Source organism: Limnohabitans sp. WS1 (assembly GCF_003063265.1).
Classification (GTDB): domain Bacteria; phylum Pseudomonadota; class Gammaproteobacteria; order Burkholderiales; family Burkholderiaceae_C; genus Limnohabitans_A.
Genome location: NZ_NERU01000001.1, coordinates 1 through 22,409 on the forward strand (window position 1 = coordinate 1; position 22,409 = coordinate 22,409).

General features: G+C 59.3%; 2 protein-coding genes. Both read left to right on the top strand.

Going from position 1 to position 22,409, the window contains the following annotated elements:
- The first annotated feature begins 149 nt into the window (after nucleotides 1–149).
- Nucleotides 150–21,947, top strand: coding sequence for an S-layer family protein (locus tag B9Z48_RS00005; RefSeq protein WP_233260963.1), 21,798 nt, complete (start codon nucleotides 150–152; stop codon nucleotides 21,945–21,947).
- Between the two features lie 149 nt (nucleotides 21,948–22,096).
- Entirely contained in the window at nucleotides 22,097–22,408 is a 312-nt protein-coding gene (locus B9Z48_RS00010) for a type II toxin-antitoxin system RelE/ParE family toxin (RefSeq protein WP_089952503.1), read from the top strand.
- Nucleotide 22,409 lies beyond the last annotated feature (1 nt).

Genomic DNA, 22,409 nt, shown 5'->3' on the forward strand with positions numbered 1-22,409 from the left:
CAGGCAACGCCACGCCCGAGGCCAGCGACAGCGCCAAGCGCGACACCTCCAACTTCGGCCCCGTCGACCCCAACGTCGACCCGGCCAATGCCGACAAAAACATCAGCATCGAGATCACCTCCGACCTGGAAACCGGTGGCGGCAACGCCGTGCTGAACGCCGCCGAGCTGGCCTCCGGCAAGATCAGCGTCAAAGTCAAGTTGTCTGCAGACGCCAAAGCCGGTGACACCCTGGTCATCGAAGGCACGGGCAACACCGCACAAACCATCACCCTGAGCGCCGCGCAAGTGGCCGCCAAAGAAGTCGTCACCGACTTTGCCAACGTGCCCGCCAACGGCACCAAGTTCGTGGCCACCGCCCAACTGAGCGATTTGGCCAAAAACATCAGCAACAAGGTCGAAGACTTTGCGGTCATCAACACCGACTTGCCAGGAGCCCCCAAAGTGGTCATCCTGGAAGACGCCAACGACAACAGCTTCATCAGCCGCGCTGAGCTGTCGGGTGCCATCGACGTCAAAGTCACCGTGCCTGCGGGCGCGGTGGTGGGCGACACCATCACCGTCACCGACGGCGTGAGCGCACCGCAAAACTTCACGCTCACCCAGACCCAAATCGACAACGGCATCCTCACCAGCTTTGCCGCGCCCGCAGACGGCGCCACCTTCAGCGTCAGCGCCACGCTCAAAGCCACGGGCGGCAGTGCGCCCACCAACGCCGTGAGCAACCCCGGCACCGACAGCGCCAAGCTCGATCTGACCGACTTCAGCAAAGTGGACCCTGCCAACCCGAATGGCCCGCGCATCAGCGCTGTGGGCGTGAACATCGACACCGATGCCAACGGCTTGGGTGACGGCATCATCACCAGCGCCGAACTGCTGGCCACCGGCAGCAAAATCAAAGTCACCATTTTGCTACCCCAAGGCGCAGCCGCAGGCGACACCCTCACCGTCAACGCCAGTGGCAACAGTCTGCGCCAGATCACCCTCACGCCAGCGGACATTGCCGCGCAAAAGGTCGTCATCACCGACTACAACAGCGTGGGCGAGGGCAACACCTTTGAAGTCTCGGCCAGCATCAAAGACCAAGCCGGCAACGCCAGCCCCACGCCGGACGCCAAAGACAGCGCCATCTTGCGCACCGTCATCGCCGGCGCCCCGGTGGTCGTCATCACCGAAGACGCCAACAACGACGGCTTCATCAACGTGGCTGAGCTCAGCGGCACAGTCGGCATCAGCATCAGCATCCCCACGGCAGCGCAAGTGGGCGACGTGCTCAAAGTCACGATCAACGGCACGCCAGAAAACATCACCCTGACGGCCGCTGACTTGTTGGCTGCCAGCATCACGCGCCAAGTCAGTGCCAGCAACGGCCAAACCGTCACCGCCAAGGCCCAGCTCATTGCCGCAGGCAACCAAGCGTCTGCCGAAGGCAGCGACACGGCTGTCATCGACACCACCGCCCCCAACGGCGGCAAAGCCGTGGACTTGTCGATTGACACCGACACCAACAACGACGGCTGGATCAACCGCAAGGAACTGGGTGCGGACACCAGCGTCAAAGTCACGGCCAAGTTCGACCCCGCCTTGGTGGACGTGGGCGACAAAGTCACCTTCACCGCAGCGGACGGCAGCGCCCCGCAAATCGTCACCCTCGACGCCGCCTCTAAAGCCGCAGGGCAGGTCAGTGTCAGCTTTGCCGCGCCTGCCGAAGGCGCCAGCATCAACGTCAAGGCCGTGCTCAAAGACAGCTCTGGCAACGCCACGCCCGAGGCCACCGACAGCGCCAAGCGCGACACCTCCAACTTCGGCCCCGTCGACCCCACGGTGGACCCGGCCAATGCCGACAAAAACATCAGCATCGAGATCACCTCCGACCTCGAAGCCGGTGGCGGCAACGCGGTGCTGAGCGTCGCCGAGCTGGCCGCAGGCAAGATCAGCGTCAAAGTCAAGCTGTCGGCCGACGCCAAAGCCGGTGACACCCTGGTCATCGAAGGCACGGGCAACGAGGCACAAACCATCACCTTGAGCGCTGCGCAAGTGGCGGCCAAAGAAGTGGTCGCCGACTTTGCCAACGTGCCGGTCAACGGCACCAAGTTCGTGGCCACCGCCCAGTTGAGTGATTTGGCCAAAAACATCAGCAACAAGGTCGACGACTTTGCGGTCATCAACACCGCCCTGCCCGGCGCCCCCAAAGTCGTCATCCAAGAAGATGAAAACGACAACGCCTTTGTGAGCCTGGCCGAGCTCAAGGGCCTGGTCAACGTCAAAGTCACTGCCCCTGCAGGCGCGGTGGCCGGTGACATCCTCACCGTCACCGCCACCACCAACCAGGCGGTGGGCCAGCCACAAAACATCACACTCACCCAAGCCCAAATCGACGGCGGGGTGGACCTGACCTACACAGCGCCCGCTGACGGCGCAACACTCACTGTGAGCGCCACGCTCAAGTCAGCGGCCAGTGGCAACGTCAGCAACCCCGGCAGCGACAGCGCCAAGTTCGATCTGAGCGACTTCAGCAAAGTGGACCCGGCAAACCCCAACGGCCCGCGCATCAGCGCTGTGGGTGTGAACATCGACACCGACAACAACACGGCTACAGGTGACGGCATCATCACCGCCGCAGAGCTGACTACCACCGGCGGCAAGATCAAAGTCACCATCAGCTTGCCCGCAGGCGCTGCCGTGGGCGACACCCTCACGGTGAACGCCAGCGGCAACAGCCAGCGCTTGATCACCCTCACGCAAGCGCAAATTGACGCCAAGCAAATCGTCATCACCGACTACAACAGCGTAGGCGACAGCAACACCTTTGAGGTGACCGCCAGCATCAAGGACCAGGCCGGCAACGCCAGCCCCACGCCCGACGCCAAAGACAGCGCCATCTTGCGCACCGTCATCGCCGGTGCCCCGGTGGTCGTCATCACCGAAGACACCAACAACGACGGCTTCATCAACGTGGCTGAACTGAACGGCACGGTGGGCGTGAACATCACCATCCCCACCGCTGCCAAAGCAGGTGACACCTTGCGTGTGACCATCAACGGCACGCCGCAAGACATCGTGCTCACGCAAGCGCAAATCAGCGCGGCCAGCATCACGCAAGAGCTGACAGCGCCTGCCAACGGCCAAAGCCTGACCGTCAAGGCCCAGCTCATTGCCCCGGGCAACCAAGCGTCTGCTGAAGGTACAGACATCGCGGTGGTGGACACCACGCTGCCCAACGGTGGCCAAGCCCTGGGCCTGGCCATCGACGCCGACGTGAACAACGACGGCTGGGTCAACCGCCTCGAGTTGGGCAACAAAACCAGCCTCAGCGTGAGCGCCAGCTTTGACAAGGCACTGGTGAGCGTGGGCGACAAAGTCACCATCAGCCTGGCCGACGGCAGCCAAGCGCAAGTCATCACCCTGGACAGCGCGGCCATCGCTGCAGGCAAAGTCACGGGCAACTTCTCCGTGCCCGCTGAAGGGCAAAGCCTGTCGGTCAAAGCGGTGCTCAAAGACAGCTCTGGCAACACCACGCCCGAAGCCACCGACAGCGCCAAGCTGGACACCTCCAACTTCGGCCCCGACACCAACCCGGCCAACGCCAGCAAAAACGTCAGCATCGTCATCACCTCGGACACCGACAACGGCGGCGTGGGCAACGGCGTTCTGGGCGTGAGCGAACTGACAGGCGGCAAAATCTTCGCCACCGTCACCCTGTCCTCGGACGCCAAAGCGGGCGACACCCTGGTGGTGGAAGGCACGGGCAACACCGCGCAAGAATTCACCCTCAGCGCCGAACAAGTCGCGGCCCGCCAAGTGCTGGTCGTCTTCAACGCCCCGGCCAACGGCACCAACTTTGTGGCCACCGCCGAGCTGAGCGATTTGGCCAAAAACACCAGCGGCAAAGTGACCGACAGCGCCACCATCGACACCAGCCTGGCCGGTGCGCCCACCGTGGTCATCCTCGAAGACGCCGACAACAACGGCTTCATCAACAAAGCCGAGCTCTCGGGCCAAATCGACGTCAAAGTCACCGTGCCCGCAGGCGCTGTGGTGGGCGACACCATCATCGTGACCGACGGTGTCAACGCACCACAAACCTTCACACTCACGGCCACACAAATTGCCAACGGCATCCTCACCAGCTTTGCAGCGCCTGCTGACGGCAGCACCTTCACCGTCACCTCCACGCTCAAAGCCGCTGCATCGGGCAACGTCAGCAACCCTGGCAGCGTCAGCGCCAAGCTCGATCTGACCGACTTCAGCAAAGTCGACCCGGCAAACCCGAACGGCCCGCGCATCAGCGCTGTGGGCTTGAACATCGACACCGACAACAACACAGCCACCGGTGACGGCATCATCACCGCCGCAGAGCTGACTGCCACCGGCGGCAAGATCAAAGTCACCATCAGCTTGCCCGCAGGCGCTGCCGTGGGCGACACCCTCACGGTGAACGCCAGCGGCAACAGCCAGCGCTTGATCACCCTCACGCAAGCGCAAATTGACGCCAAGCAAATCGTCATCACCGACTACAACAGCGTGGGCGACAGCAACACCTTTGAAGTCTCGGCCAGCATCAAAGACCAAGCGGGCAACGCCAGCCCCACGCCCGACGCCAAAGACAGCGCCATCTTGCGCACCGTCATCGCCGGAGCCCCGGTGGTCGTGATCACCGAAGACACCAACAACGACGGCTTCATCAACGTGGCTGAGCTCAGCGGCACGGTGGGTGTGAACATCACCATCCCCACGGCTGCCAAAGCGGGTGACACCTTGCGTGTGACCATCAACGGCACGCCGCAAGACATCGTGCTCACGCAAGCGCAGATCAGCGCGGCCAGCATCACGCAAGAGCTGACAGCGCCTGCCAACGGCCAAAGCCTGACCGTAAAGGCCCAGCTCATTGCCCCGGGCAACCAAGCGTCTGCTGAAGGTACAGACATCGCGGTGGTGGACACCAGCACCCCCGTCGGCGCCATCCGCATCGACGCCATCACGGGCGACGACTTCCTGACTGCCAGCGAAACAGCCGGCACTGTGACCATCACCGGCACCGTGACAGGCGAATTCAAAGCAGGCGACGTGGTCACCATCACCGTCAACGGCACAGGCACGCCCTACAGCGCCACCGTCAATGCCGCCGGCCAATACAGCGTGACTGGTGTTCCCGGCGCAGCTTTGGGTGCAGGAGCCAACGTGGCCGCCAGCGTGCTGGCCCACGACGGTGCCATGAACAGCGCCACCTACACCAACACACGGCCCTACACCAAGGACACCAACACCGAAGCGCTCAAGACCGCTTTGACGCTGGACCCCGTGGCAGGCAACAACATCATCGACACCACCGAAGGGACCGCTGTCAGCACCACACTCACCGGCAAAGCCACAGGTGCATTTGCAGCAGGCGACGTGGTCACCTTGACGGTGAACGATGTCAAGTTCACCGGCACCGTCAACGCAGCAGGCGTGTACAGCATCGCCGTCAACACTGCTGACCTCAAGGCCGACACCGACACCCGAGTCGAAGCCCGCATCGCGGCCACCGTGCCCGGCAGTGCGGCCAAGCAAACCGCAGAAGCTGCGCAAGACTACGTGGTCGAAGACACCAACACCGCAGGCAAGCTCACGGCCATCAGCATTGACGCTGTGACGGCTGACAACATCATCAACAGCACCGAAGCGGCAGGCAACATCACCGTGACCGGCAAAGTGACGGGCAAGTTCGCCGCAGGCGACACCGTCACCTTGACAGTCAAAGGCGCAGCCTTGCCTGGCACAGTGCTGGCAGACGGCACCTTCAGCATCCTTGTTTCGGGTGCAGACCTGGTCGCCGACAGCAACACGCAAATCGAAGCCAGCGTCACCGGCACCGGTGGCACAACGGCCAACGCACTGCAAAACTATGCCGTGGTCCTCAACGTGGCACCGGTCAACACCGTGCCCGCTGCCCAAACCGTGGCCGAAGACACCCAGCAAGCCATCACCGGCATCAGCGTGTCTGATGCCGACGGCAACCTGGCCACCACACAAATCAGCGTGCTCAACGGCAACCTGAACGTCACCCTGTCAGGTGGTGCCACCATCACCGCTGGGGCCAACAACAGCGCCACGATGACCCTGAGCGGCACACAAGCGCAAATCAACGCCGCACTGGCCACCATCCAGTACAAGGGCGCTGCCAACTACAACGGCAACGACACCCTCACGGTGCTCTCCACCGACGGTCAAAGCGTCACTGACAGCGACACCGTGGCCATCACCGTCACAGCTGTGGACGACAACGCCAGCATTGGCGGCACCACCACCGGTGTGGCCACCGAAGACACCCTGGCCAACGCCAGCGGCACCCTCACGGTCACCGACGGCGACGCAGGCCAAGCCACACTGCAAGCGGCCACCACCGCCAGCTTGGTGGGCACCTACGGCAACTTCACGCTGAATGCCAGCACCGGCGCGTGGACCTACACCTTGGACAACACCAAGGCTGCCACGCAGGCCCTCAAAGCAGGCCAGCAAGTGAGCGACAAACTCAACGTCAAGAGCAGCGACGCCACCGCCAACCAAGACATCACCGTCACCATCACCGGCACCAACGACGCGCCGGTGGTCAATGGCAACGTGAACGTCAATGACGTGATATTTACGGATTTGTTGGGGGCGGCAGTGCTTGTCCCTGGCATTTCTTCAACTGTGAGTGACTTCCTTGCCAATACGAGCTACACCTTTGGCAGCACAACCGGCACGATGACTGGCAATATCAGCGCAATTTCGCAGGTTATTCCCAGCGGGTTCTTTGGATCTTTGGTTGAAGGCGATACCGCTTTGCGCCTTGGCCAAGGCCCCGCTAATTTTGATGAAACAGCATCCGTTACATTCAATAAAGCAGTGGGACAAGTTGTCATCAAAATTTCAGCGTTGGGCCAAAACGTCCAATTAGGTTACGAAGAGGTCAAGATCTCCATTAATGGACAACCATTCAAACTCACGCAAGCAAACCTGAGCAATTCTGTCGATTGTCTAGACGGTAGTGCTTTGACTCCTACTTTATCTGCAGACGGTGCCCTGATTGGCCCAGATCACATCAGCACAACCATCACCATTAATCTGCAAGATGTACCAGGGGGCATCAATAGCCTTGCTGTGTTCAATGACTACATCAGAGATGGATCAGATTTTGGACCCGGCGGCGTATACGCCAAGATTACAGCTACTGAAATCCCCACGGCTACTCCCACCGCCTCCAAAACCGTCAACGACCTCTTCGGCCCCACCTTCACCGACGTGGACACTGGCGACGCTTTCCGTGGCGTGACCATCACGTCCGCAGGGCAGGGCACAGACGCCACCAACCTGGGCAAATACCAGTACCAAAAAGCAGGCACAAGCACCTGGGTCGACCTGCCATCGGGTTTGACCGACACCACCTCGGTCTACCTGGCAAAAGAAGACGCCATCCGCTTCGTGCCCTCCAGCACCAACAGCTCGGCCTTCGCCAAGCCCGACCTGACAGCTCGCCTGGTTGACAACTCGGCCACCACCGTGCCCACCACCGGTGACGTGATCGACGTCGCAGGCGTCAAGCACGGCGGTAGCACCCCTTACAGCGGCGACACCGCCACCCTGCGCGTGGGCCCCAACACCGTGGCCAGCATCAGCGGCACCAGCACTGGCTCCGCCACCGAAGACAACGGCAGCCAAAACAGCGCCACTGGCACCCTCACGGTCACCGACCCTGACGCAGGCCAAGCTACGCTGCAAACGCCTTCCAACCTGGCAGGCACCTACGGCAACTTTGCGCTCAACACCGCCACCGGCGTGTGGACCTACACCTTGGACAACACCAAGGCGGCGACCCAGGCTCTCAAAGCAGGCCAGCAAGTGTTTGACACCCTGACCGTGGCCAGCGCCGACGGCAGCGCCACCCGGCCGATCACCGTCACCATCACCGGCACCAACGACGTGGCCGTCATCAGCGGCCCCGCCACCGGCGAGCTCACCGAAGACAGCGCCACCACCGTGGCCAGCGGCACGCTCACGGTGACTGACGTGGACACCGGCGAAGCCGCCTTTGCCACGCCCACCACCTTGGCAGGCACCTACGGCAACTTCACCTTCAACACCGCCACCGGCGAGTGGACCTACACCTTGGACAACACCAAGGCCACCACCAATGCCCTGAACACCGGCGACACCGTGTTTGACACCGTCACCGTCAAGAGCACAGACGGCACCGGCAGCCAAGAGATCAAAGTCACCATCCGGGGTGCCAATGAGATCGTGCTGAACACCGCCCCCGTGCCCAACCCGGCCGATGGCTTGGTGAACAACCCGCTGCAAGGGCAAGACGCGGTGACTGTCAGCATCACCGACAACACCACCGTCAACGCAGGCAACTTTGTGACCAACGGCACCACCGTGGCCCAAGGCCTGGTGCGCTACACGCTCAGCTTCAGCGGTGGCATCGACGCTGCCACCTTGACCGAGGCCGACATCAAAGTCAGCAACGGCACCCTCAAGGCCGGGTCACTGACCCGCGTGGGCACCACCAACGAGTGGACCGTGGACGTGCAAACCCCCGCATCGGGCAACGGCGCGACCAGCGTCAGCGTGATGGACGGTGCCTACACCGGAGCCAACGGCTTGGCCGGGCAGGGCAATTCGGCTACGCAGGCTTATGGGACGTTTGGATTAGATGCATCCGGCGGTGCGGCGTTGTCCGGTCCTTCGCAAGGTACTTCGACCAACGAGTCAATGGCCTCATTAGCTGATGGCGGTTGGGTGACTGCGACCTTCAACACGGCATGGACCATTGGAACCTTAACGCGCTATTCCGCTTCAGGTCAGCAAATAAATCAAAAAACTTTTTATATCAACTCTGCTGGGAATCTGCCCTCTTTAAGCGTCGTGAGTTTGTCGAATGGTGAATTGGCCGTTGTCAATGGAGACGGATATGTCATGACTGTCAATAGGTTTGATGCCAATTTGGCGGCCATTGGCACGCAGTCCACGATATTGCAAAACGTCAATCAAGGATTTACGACTCCTTCAAGTACAGCGCTTGAGGATGGTGGATTTGTGGTCGCATGGGTAGGACCAGGTACAAGCGGCGCAACACCCAATGGATTATTTGCGCAGAGATATGACGCATCAGGAGAAAAAGCAGGTGCGATATTTCAAATCGATGCGGTAGGTGCAGGACCTGGAGCATTGAACTTGGCTAGCCTCAATGGTGGTGGATTCATTGCGACATGGGTTGATAATTCCGCCACTTTGGGTGAAAGGGTTTTGTTTCAAAAGATCAATGCCGATGGAACCAAAAATGGCGCTGCGACGGTTGTCGTTTCAAGCAATGCCAATCCCTATTACAGAACGCCTGTTGTTGAAGTACTTGCTGATGACAGTTTCATCGTGGGCTGGTCAAGTGCAACAGGGGGTACTGCGGCCCATGAGTCGCGATTCCAGCGTTTCGGCGCCAATGGCGTAGCCATTGGTGGCGCCATTGACCTCACTGCGGGCGTGGAGGTCAATCCACAGATCGCTGCCTTGGAAAATGGTGGGTTTGTCATGACATGGCTTACCAACTTCACCTTTAAGTACGAGGGGGTCGCCGTTCAGGTGTTTGATGCCCTTGGTAACAAGGTCGGTAACCAAGCAACCTTAGCAACTTACTCTGCGCTGAACACGCATATCACTGGATTGACAGGTGGAGGCTATGCGTTGTCTTACAACGATTCTTCTGTCAACGGGTACAACTTTGGAACTGTCGTTAACAAGGTCTTCGCGGCCCCCGGCGGTTCCTTCCTCTCGGGCGCTACAGCCGGTGGCACCGACACCTTCACCGGTGGCGACGGCACTGACGTCATCACCGCCAACGGCGGTGCCGATGTCATCTACGCCGGTGCAGGCAACGACACCGTCATCGTCAACGCCGACAACATTACCCAGCTGGCCACTGCGGCCAACATGGTGCTCGACGGCGGCACGGGCATCAACACGCTCAAGGTGGACGGCACGGGCTCCACGCTCGACCTGACCAACGCCACCATCGCGGCCAAGGTCAGCAACTTCAGCGTCATTGACCTGACGGGCACGGGCAACAACACCCTCAAGCTCAACGCGGCTGTGGCCAAGTTCTTGTCGGGTGCCAGCGACAACGCGCTCACCGCTGTCAACGAAGCCAAGCTGCTTGTGGTCAACGGCAACAGCGGTGACGCCGTGCAGCTGCTCGACCCACAGGTGGGCGGCACCAGCCAATGGACCGCAGGCCCCACCGAAACCGGTGCCGAGCTGATCGCCAAGCTGGGCGCAGCCCAAGGCTTTGTGTCTGGCCAAAGCTACAAGGCCTACACCCTGGCCGGTGCCACGGTGTACATCAACACCGCGCTCAGCGTCACCGACTTTGGCACGCCCACCACAGCGCCTGCACCCGTGGCCACCGCTGGCCAGACCGTGCAAGAGCTGTTTGGCACCCGCTTTACCGACGTGGACGGCGCGAGCGTGGCCAACGGCCAATTCAAAGGCGTGGCCATCACCGACGCGGGCACCAGCACAGAGCAAAGCAACCAAGGCGTGTACCAGTGGTCCACCGACGGCACCAACTGGACCCCCCTGGCCGCAGGCCTGGGTGACAGCAATGCCGTGTTCTTGGCCCCCACCACACTCATCCGCTTCCAGGCGGCAGCAGGTGTGGCCACGCTCAACCTGCACGACCTGAGCGCCCGCTTGGTCGACATGTCGGGCCAGACCAACACCGCAGGCCTGACCAACGGTGCCACCACCAACGCCAGCAGCAACGGCGGCACCACCGCCTTCAGCGGCACGCCCATCACGCTCAAAGACCTGGGTGCGCCTGCAGCGCCGGCCATCGTCAGCTACTTTGACGACGTGGGCAGCGCCACCGGCAACAACGCCAGTGGCACCACCACCGACGACGCCAAGCCCGCAATCAGCGGCACGGCCGAAGCGGGCAGTGTGGTCAAGCTGTACAACAACAACGTCGAAATCGTCACCGCCAACCCCATCGTGGCCAACGGTGCAGGCGTGTGGACGTACACCCCCACGGCCGACCAGGCCAACGGTCTGTACACCATCACCGCCAAAGCCACGGACGCCAGCAACAACGTGAGTGGGGTGTCCAACACCTTCACTTACACGGTGACAGCGCCCGAACTCAACGCCGCCCCCGTGGCCAACCCTACGGTGGTGAGCAACGTGTTTGCGGCTACGGCCATGGCACCCGAGGTGACCATCACCGACGACCAAAGCACCGCCAGCGTGGCCAACGGCACGCAAGTCACCTACACCCTCAAGTTCAGCGAAGCCATCAAGGCCAGCACCTTGACCGAAACCGACCTGACCGTGACCAACGGCACCTTGGTGGCAGGCTCGCTCACGCAAGTGGACGCGACCACCTGGACGGTGAAGGCGAGTGCGCCAGCTTCGGGTTCGGGCGCTGTCGCCATTTCTTTGGCCGATGGCAGCTACACCAATGCAGCCGGTGTGAATGGGCTGGGTAACTCTGCGACGCAGGGGTATGGGAATATTCCGCTTGCAGCAACAACGGTTGAAATCGGAGGTGCGGCAAGTATTAATAGCGTACCAACTGGTTGGACTATGGTCACTGGTTCACCCGATATCAATGACAGCGTTAACACCGCTTGGATTGCAAATTATTCACTGTCAAATTTGAATGGAACTTCTTCCAACGGTGGTACTTACGTCGATTTGGCTTCTTTCCCTGCATCAGTCACTGAGTCGATGAAGGCGGAAATGACAGGTCTGACTGTTGGTCAAACTTATAGCTACGGAGTCCAATGGCAACAAATATCTTTGTTGCCGCTTGCACCTAATCCTGGCATTACCAATTTGTCCGGTGGTCAACTGAGCGTAACCATCAATGGCACAACTCAGACATACACCAGCTCTGGTGTGGCCGATGGTTGGCAAACGGCGTTGTTCACTTTCGTGGCAACTTCATCAAGCATGGATGTCACCTTAGCGCCTAACGGTACGACGGGAACTGTGGCTAGCTCACCGGCTGGTGCTGTTATTGCAGTTGATTCATTGTCATTGGCGCAAATTACAAGCGCTTTGTTACCAAGCACCAGTTTCAGTGGCACCACTACCGCTGACACCTTCGCAGGCACCGACACCGACGAAACCTTCAACATCGCCACCGCCGCTACATCCGCAGCGCAAGGGACCGACAAAGTCTTCGCCGGTGCAGGCAACGACACCGTCATCTTCAACAACAACAACGCGGGCGTGATGACCGTGGACGGCGGCAGTGGGGTCAACTTCTTGAAGTTGGATTCAGCCGCCACCGCCACCTCGCTGGACTTGACCGACGCCGCTGTGCGTGCGCGGATCAAGAACTTCAGCAGCATCGACATGACCGGCGCGGGCAACAACACGCTCAAGCTGGATTGGACTGCAGTGGCTTCCATGTCGGGTACCACCGACGTGACGGCGACTGCGGCCAACGAGTCCAAGATGCTGGTGGTCAGCGGCAACGCGGACGACACGCTCAACCTGGTCAATCTGGCCAGCTGGAACGTGGGCGCGGCCCAAACCGCCGCCAGCCTGAGCGCCGCTTATGGCAGCGCCTACAACTTCCAGGCCGGTAAAACCTACAAGGCCTACACGCTCAACGGCGCGACGGTGTTTGTGGACCAGGCCATCACAGTGCCTACCACGCCGATATCGTCCACCACCGCCAGCGTGGCCTACAGCCAGGCCGTCACCATCGACACCCTGTTTGCAGCCACCTTCACCGACAGCAACGCCGCAGGCACGGCCAACGCCACCTTCAAGGGCGTGGCCATCACCACGGCAGGCAGCGCAAGCGACGTGACCAACTTGGGCAAATACCAGCTGTCCAAAGACGGCGGTGCCACATGGACCGATGTGGCCGGTGGCCTGACCGACAGCACAGCGGTCTACGCCGACAAAACTGCGCTGATCCGCTTTGCCGGTGCCAGCGGCGTGGAAGCCATCAACCCGCCCAACCTCACGGTGCGTTTGATCGACAACTCGGGTGCAACCGGCACGGGCACACTGACAGCGGCCTCCACCGGCAACACGGTCAACGCCAGCGTCAACGGCGGCGCCACCGCCTTCAGCGGCGGCAACAACGGCGGCACGGGCGACACCGTGACCATCAACCTGCTCAACCGCGCACCCGTGTCTTCGGATGCGGATGGGGTGGTGACGACGGATTTGTTGGGGGCGGCAGCCATTCCAACGAGTGTTGCAATCGTCGGTAGCCGCTTGGATTTGTCTGCAAGCAATACGACCCAGTCAGGCGCACAGACCATCACAACAAATCCTGAAGCAATCCAAATTAAATACAGTGCTCTTTCAAATTATGTAGTCCCTCTTGCAACTGAATCTGCCAGCATCACAATCAATGGGACACCCTACAAGCTGTCGTTGGCAAATTTCAGCAACCTTGGAACCATGAGTTCCACGAATTTGCAAGGTTTTGATATTCTCAAATTGAGTGCTGATGGGTATAGCTTCACTTCAACCCTGGCTGAAAGTACCGGAACAATCACCATATTGGCGCGTGATGTTCCTGGCGGTGTGATTAACTCCGTTTTGGTGACCAATACGGTGGTCGCTGGATTACCAAATGGTGCGGACTATACGATTTACACCGGTACTGCATTGGCCACCCCAGCCCAATCCGTCGAAGCCCTCTTCGGCCCCACCTACACCGACGCCGACTTCGACACCATGCGTGGCGTGGTCATCACCTCGGCTGGCACGGGCACCGACCTGAGCAACCTGGGCCAGTACCAGTACTCCACCAACGGCGGCACCACTTGGCTGCCCCTGGCCGGTGGTTTGACCGACAGCACCTCGGTGTTCCTGGCCAAGACCGACTTGATCCGCTTTGTGCCCTCGGCCAGCAACACCTCGTTGGTCAACAAGCAAGACCTGACCGCCCGCCTGGTCGACGACTCGGCTGCCGTGGCCCCCACCTCGGGTGCCACCGTGGACGTGTCCGGTGCCTTGCATGGCGGCAGCACGCCTTATAGCGGCAATGCAGTCACCTTGCATGTGGAGCCCGTGGTCAACTCTGCCCCCGTCCTGGCCGACACGGCTCTCAGCTTTGCCAACCTGGCCCAAAGCGCCACCCCGGCCACGCCCACAGGCGCTGTGGGTGTGCTGGTCAGCAGCCTCTTGGGCGGCGTGACCGATGCCAACGCCACCGACGGCAAAGGCATGGCCATCACCAGTGTAGACACGGCCAACGGCAAGCTGTTCTACAGCACCAACGGCGGCACCACCTGGACCGCCGTGGACACCAGCACCGCACTCAGCGATGCACGCGCCTTCTTGATCGGCTCGGACGCCGACAACCGCCTGTACTTCCAGCCCAATGCCAACTACGCCGGCACGAGCAGCAATGCGCTGACCTTCCGCGCCTGGGACCAAACTGCAGGCGGCACCGAAGCCAGCTTCACCAACATCACCGCCAACGGCGGCAGCACGGCCTTCTCGGCTGCGACCGACACGGTGGGGCAGACGGTGCCTTTGGCTTATGTGGTCTTGACGGATGCGATCAATGGTGAAGCCGTTGCAGATTTGAGTGGCTTCAGTGTTTCGAACGCGGGCGATGTCAACGGTGACGGCTACGATGATTTGATCATTGGTGCTATTCAGGCTGACCGTAACACGAGCTTTAATGACGTTGGTAAGAGCTATGTGGTCTTTGGCGGTTCGGGCAATGTGATGCCGCTCAACTTGACCAGCCTGTCGGCCGGAACAAGCAGCGCAGGTTTCATGATTCAGGGCGTTAATCCGCTCGACACCAGTGGCTGGTCTGTCTCTGCTGCTGGAGATTTGAACGGTGATGGATTGGCCGACCTCATCATAGGCGCGCAAGCAACAGCAACCACACCCGGTCGCAGTTACGTGGTTTATGGCAAAACAGATTCGGCCGTCGTCAGCCTTGTGGACATCTTGACGGCAACAAGCTCGGCGGGTTTTGTGATCAATGGCACAGCGGGCGATCAAGCTGGTTACTCGGTATCTGGCGCGGGTGATGTCAACGGGGACGGTTTGGCCGACTTCATCGTGGGTCGACCCAGAATCGAAAGTACAGCGCCAACCGTCAGCGGCCAGTCGTACGTGGTGTTTGGTAAGACCGACAACAGCCCCCTCAATTTGACCGCCATTGGCGGAGCCAACAGCGGCGGCTATGTCATCAACGGCGAAGCCGTTGGCGACCAGATGGGCACCTATGTGAGCAACGCAGGCGACGTGAACGGTGACGGTCTGTCAGACGTCATTGTGAACACGGGCGTCAACGGCAAGAGCTACGTGGTATTTGGCCAAACCGCCAGCACGGCCATCAATTTGTCCGCTGTGGCAGGGGGTACGGGTGGTTTTGCCATCACCGGCATGTCGGGTGGAGAAATCAAAACGTCCAATGCCGGTGACGTCAACGGTGACGGTTTGGCAGACGTGATCGTCAGTGCACCATTGCTGAACGGTGTGGCTGCTTTTTCTGGCCGCTCTTATGTGGTCTTCGGCAAAACGGGCACCACCGCTGTCAACGTCAGCAGCTTGAGCGCCAGCAGCAACACCAACGGTTTTGTGATCGATGCACCTGGCACGAATGAAGTGCTGGGATCATCGGTTTCTTATGCGGGTGACATCAACGGCGACGGCTTGGCCGACTTGATCGTTGGCAGTCGCGGCACGGACAAGGGACGCGTTTATGTGGTCTATGGCAAAACAGATGGCACAGCAGTGAGCGGCTCTGCAGTTGCAGCAGGATCGGGTGGCTTTGTCATCAATGGCCAATCGGCCGGGGATCAACTCGGAAAAGCGGTCTCTTACGCCGGTGATATCAACGGTGATGGCTACGACGATTTGCTGGTGACAGCACCTAATGCCAACACCAACTTCGGCAAGACCTACATCGTTTACGGTGGTTCGCAGTTCATCAGCGGCAGCATTGCCACAGGCTCCGGCACAGCAGGCGACGAATACGTCGCAGGCACCAATGGCAACGACACTCTGACCGGTGGCGGGGGTACGGACCGCTTCAACGCAGGTCGTGGCAACGACACCATCGTGCTGCAAGCCTCTGACGTGACCAACTTGGCCAACACCACCGTCGGTGGTGCCAAAGCCATGGTCGACGGCGGCACGGGCTTTGACACCTTGCAAGTGTCGGCTGCAGGCGTGAACCTGGACATGACCGCCATCAGCAATGTGAGCGCCGTGGCCAACGAAGGTGCCAGCCGCATCAACAGCATCGAACGCATCAACCTTGGATCAGACGCCACAGCCAACACGCTGACGCTGACGGCCAAAGATGTGAACGACATGGTGGGTTTCAACAGCTACAACAGTGGCAATGGCTGGGTCGGCTTGGCTGCCTCGGTTCAGCGCCATCAGTTGCTGGTTGACGGCAACAGCGCCGACACCCTCACCTCGACCGACGCTTGGAGCTACGCAGGCACTGCCACCAACGGCGGCAAGACTTACAGCGTGTACAACAGCATCTCCAGCATGTCGCAGATCATTGTGGACAGCACGGTGCAAAACAAGCTGAACCCGGGCCTGAGTTTGGCCATTGTGGACACGGGCTTGGGGGGGTACGCCATCAACGGCGAAGCCGTTTCTGACAGCAGTGGCTACACCATCAGGAACGCAGGTGATGTGAACGGCGACGGTTATGACGACATTCTGATCAGCACGCCTTTTGCGAACGTGGGTGCCTTGAACGATGCGGGCAAAGCTTACGTCGTGTATGGCAAAGCAGGTGGCCTCACAGGCAATACCAACATAGAGCTGAGCAGTGTGGCGGCTGGTGTGGGCGGTTTTGTAATCAATGGCGCAGCAGCTTCCGATTACACAGGGACAAGGTTCAGCGCTGCGGGTGACGTCAATGGCGACGGCCTGGCCGATGTGATCGTGTCGTCTGAAAACGCAGACGTGACGACCGCCGGAGACAACATCGGTCGCGCTTTTGTGGTTTATGGCAAAACCAGCGGAGCGGCGGTTAATTTGTCTGCCGTGGCCACCAGCGAAGGCTTCTCGATCAACGCGGGTCAAACCAGTGCGGGGTTAACCACTGTGGGCCAAGCGGGCGACGTCAACGGTGACGGCCTGGCCGACTTGATTGTGTCCACCACCAACGCCGATTCAGGGAGCACGTTGAACATCGGCAAGTCCTATGTGGTGTTTGGCAGCACAAACAACAGTGCATCGGTTAACCTGACAGCGATTGAAGGGGGTGTGGGTGGCTTCGTCGTCAATGGCCCTGGTGCCGATGTGCGTGTGGGGTATGGTGCCCGAAGCGCTGGCGACTTCAACGGCGACGGTTTGAGCGATCTGATCATGGGTGCAGACTTCAATGCATCGAACGCGTTCAGTGGCACCAGTTACATCGTGTACGGCAAGACCAGTACCACTGCAGTGGACTTGTCCAATGCAGGTACAGCGGCGTTCGCCATCGTGGGTCAGTCCGCCGCAGACAAGGCTTTCCGCGTGTCCAACGCGGGCGACGTCAACGGTGACGGTCTGGCCGATGTGGTTGTGGGCGCTATAGGCGCAGACACCGCAGCGGGCGTCGACGCGGGCCGCAGCTATGTGGTGTTTGGCAAAACCGGTGCTTCGGGCACAGTCCAGTTGAGTGCTATTGCAGCTGGTGTGGGTGGCTTTGCCATCAACGGTGAAGTGGCAGCAGACACCGCTGGCATCGTGAGTTACGCCGGCGACATCAACGGCGATGGCTTGGCTGACCTGATTGTGGCGGCCCCGGGCAACGACAATTTGGCTGGTGCCAACGCGGGGCGTGCCTATGTGGTTTACGGCCAAACGGGAACAACGGCGGTCAATCTGAGCACGGTGGCCAATGGTGTGGGTGGCTTGGCCATCAACGGTTTCTCTACGGGCAGTTCTGTGTCATCGGTTTCTTATGGGGGTGATCTGAACGGTGATGGCTATGATGATTTGCTGGTCGCGACAGCGAACGCCGATCCAGCGGGCCGCACCGATGCAGGAAAAACCTTTGTTGTCTTTGGTGGCAACCAGCTGGCGACCCTGGTGGACTTTGTGGGCGATGCCACAGCCAACACGCAAACTGGAACCACGGCAGCCGAAACCTTTGCGGCAGGCGATGGCAACGACACGCTGATTGGCAACGGCGGTGCCGATGTCATGTCAGGCGGTCGTGGCAACGACATGTTTGTGATCAACGCCAGCAACATCACGGCTCTGAACAGCGCCATGGGTGCAGGTGGCAACACCGCGCAGCAAGCGCGTGTAAATGGCGGCACGGGTGTCGACACCCTGCAGTTGTCTGGCGGTGCATCGTTGGACCTGACCGCAGTGACCAACGTGGATGCCATGTCTGCCGAAAACACCAGCCGCATCGAAAGCATCGAACGCATCGACATGGCCACCGACACCAGCGCCAACACGCTGACCCTGACTGCCAAAGATGTGAACGACATGGCGGGCTTCAATGTCATCCGCACGGGCACCGTCAGCGCAGATGGCAACATTTGGGCCAATGTGACGGGCACGGCATTGAGCGCCATCACCAAATACCATCAGTTGGTGGTGGATGGCACGAATGTGGATACTTTGAGCTTGTCTAACAATGAACTTTGGACCAAGGTGGGTGAGGTCAGCAATACGGGTTCGGTGTTGGCCAGCACGCATGCGGTGTATCAAAACAATGCGACCAACACGCAGTTGATCGTAGACAAGCGCGTGAATATCCAGCAGCTGGACTTTGCACGGGTGTCGATCTCGGACAACCAAACTTCTGCGACCACAGGCAACAACACGCAGCTGACCTTCACTTTGAAATTCAGCGAAGCCGTGGATCCGAGCACCTTGACCACTGAGGATCTGAACGTTGTCAATGGCACTTTGGTGCCCAATTCGTTCACGCAAGTTGACAGCACGACTTGGACAGCCCAGGTCACCACACCGACTTCGGGATCGAGTGCAACAGTCTTGTCTTTGAGCGATAACAGCTACAAGGCGATGAGCACAGCCATTGGTTTGGGTGGCTCTGGTGTGCAGGCTTATGGTGCCTTGGGTACGGGGGCTTCACCCGGTTCGGGATATTCTTCAGGCACTAACTCATACAGTGCAATTGGTGCGTTCACCAACGGTTCGACGGTCTTTGCTTACAGCAATGGCTTGACGCCATGGGCGACTCAGGGCGGTTCTTTGTACCCGAACGGTTTGTATGAGTTTTCATATTTGACGGTTGAGTTGTACAGAGCCGATGGTTCCTCTGTGCTCGTTGAAAACATTGACCAGGCATCGAAGTGGAACGGTACGCGTCACACTTCGCCGCAGGTGGCTCAGGCCGGTGCAGATGGTTCGTTTGTGGTGACCTGGAATTTCTACGGTTCGAATGGTTACTTCTACCCTTATGCGCAAAAATACAGCGCAGATGGAGTCGCAGTGGGTCCACGTACCGCATTGGCCACTACGGGTTCTTTCTCGACCGTGGTTGCGCCTTTAGGTCTGGATGGTTCGTATTCGATCACTTGGACAGAAAGCAACGTCATCAAGTTCCAACGCTTCAATGCCGACGGAACCAAGACAAACTATTCGCTGATGACACTGGATGGCGATGGCAATGGTGCAGACACTTCACCTCAGGTGATCTCGACAGGCGCAGATGGCGGCAGTGTGGTGACCTGGACAGGTCCGGATGGTTCAGGTCAGCCGACTGTCTTTGTGCAGAAGGTTTTTGCAAACAGTGGCATGTCGGGCTTGGTCAAGCTCAAGGCACCTTCAGCAAGCACCAATTCAGACAGCCAGCCAGACATTCTGGTCGTTGGCAATTCGGGTGAGTATGTGGTGACTTGGACGGGCAAGGATGAGGGTGGCGACACCAGCATTTTTGTGCAGAAGTTCAATGCGGATGGGTCAACCACTGGCAACGCGGTTGTCAAGTTGGAAGGTGCGGGTTCGACATCGAGCAACGACTCTGCACCACAGGCGTATTCGATTGCTGCAGATGGTTCGTTTGCATTGGTTTGGACTGTCACAGGCACAGGCAAATACATGCAGAAGTTCAATGCCAATGGCACCACAAACGGCACTACAGCGTATGTGGCACCCGCCGATGCACAGGTCGTTGTTTTTGACAACGGTGACTATGCCTTGTCGACTTTGTTGAACAACAACACCATCGTCACGACCAAGTACTCTGGCGCAGGGGTCATGCTGTGGACAGACAGCTGGTTCTACCCAGCTCCGTCCAACGTGTCGCCTTGGGCTGTGAATGGTATGTCCTACACCATGGTGGCTCAGGCAGATGGGGGCATCGCGTTGGGTGGTGTTGCGGCTGTGACTGGAACGTCCTACAACTCCAGCGACTCATTGAAGTTCTATGTGGACTACACCTCGACAGGTCGTGCGTTTGTCAAGACCGGTACAAGCGGCACAGATGTTTTGGTGGGTACCGATGGTGCTGACTACATCACTGCCGCAGGGGGTGCTGACATCGTTTACGCGGGTGCGGGTAACGATAGCGTGACGATCGACGCTTCTAACATCAGCAGTTTGGGGGTCAGCAACAACATGGTGCTGGACGGTGGTTCGGGGATCAACAAGTTGATTCTTAACACGTCTACCGCGCAGACACTGGATCTGACCAACATCCTGGTGTCCAGCAAGGTAAATGGTTTCACGTTGATCGATTTGACAACAGGGACCAATACGCTGACCTTGTCTCAGACGCAGGCAGCTGTGTTGTCGGGCGCTTCAGACAATGCATCGACCGCCGTAGATGAGTCCAAGATGTTGATTGTGAACGGCAATGCTGGTGATGGTGTCCAGTTCATGGATGGCACCAACTGGAGCGCCGGGCAGTCATTCACTGGCAACAGCTTGAACCTGACTTATGGGGCAGCTTTCGCTTTCAAGAGCAGCAGCACGTACAAGCTCTACACAGCGGCCAATGGAGCGACGGTTTTTGTGAACTCTTTGGTCACGGTCACCGGCAATATCGCACCAGTAGTTTTGGACATGAATGGTGATGGTGAATTGAGTTACGCCCGGATGCTCATGGACGTGAACAGCGATGGTGAGATGGACATGACCCTTTGGGCCGGTCGTCAAGATGGTGTGCTGGTTTGGGACAAATACCATGACGGCAAGGTTCACAACCACACGCAATATGCGTTCGTTCAGTACGGCGGAGAGTCCGATCTGGAGGGTCTGGCCGCGATGTTTGACACCAACCGCGATGGCCAACTGAATGCTGCTGATGCATTGTTTGGCGAGTTCAAGGTTTGGCAAGATGCGAACCAGAACGGTGTGAGCGATGCAGGTGAGTTGCTCAGCTTGACCGATGCGGGCATTGCCAGCATCAACCTGGTCAGCGATGGTGTGCAGCGCACACCTGTGGCGGGTGTGACTGAAGCCGGTCAGACCACCGCGACCATGGTGGATGGCCAGAGTGTGTTGGTGGCTGATGCGGCCTTCGTTTACGAAACCGCAATCGATGCCGATATGGCTGGATATTTGGCCGCTCAACAGAGCACCGATGTGACGCCTGAACAAGTCGCCGCCGCGATTGCCGTGTGCACCAGCGCTGCCGAGTCGAGCGTCTACTCGCTCAGCAACGGCCAGAGCCTGGACCTGACCACCGTGCTCAAGGACATGAGCTTCAACGGCATCGTTAAGGGCTTGGAGCAAGTGGACATGGCCACCGACACCAGTGCCAACAAGGTGTCCCTGACCCTGGCCGATGTGCTGAGCCTGCCGCCCACCAACGGTGTGCACCAGCTGATGTTGACCGGCGCGGCCAACGACAAGCTGATGCTGACCGAGGGTGAGTGGACCGACACCGGCAACGTGGTCAAACAAAACGGCCAAAACTACGCTGTCTACAGCGGCACCACCGACCCGTCAGCGCAACTGCTGATTGACCAGCACATGCTGCAGTCTCACCAGACCAGCTAAACAAAAAAGGGCCGCCACAAGCGGCCCTTTTTTTGTCAGTCGCTGCGCGATGTTTTGTGTCTTTGTATTTGCCTTTGTGGGAGCCCACCCCTGTGGGCGATTGGTTTTAAATAAAATGAATACGCCAATGGCGTATAGAATGGAGTTCTGTGGAATTCATCGAAACCCCCACTTTTACACGCACGATCACCGTGTTGTTGTCGGATGATTCTTATGCGCAAATGCAGATGGCATTGGTTGAAAATCCGGCTCTTGGTGATCTGATCCGAGGCGGCGGAGGGATTCGAAAATTGCGCTATGCAGTGCAAGGGCGTGGCAAAAGTGCGGGGGTCCGGGTGATTTATTACTGGCTTAAAGATGAGTTTCAGATTTATTTGTTGTTGGCCTACCCGAAGTCAGCCAAGGATTCGCTGACAGATAAAGAGGTTGCGCTTTTATATGACTTGGTAAAGGAGTTGTGAA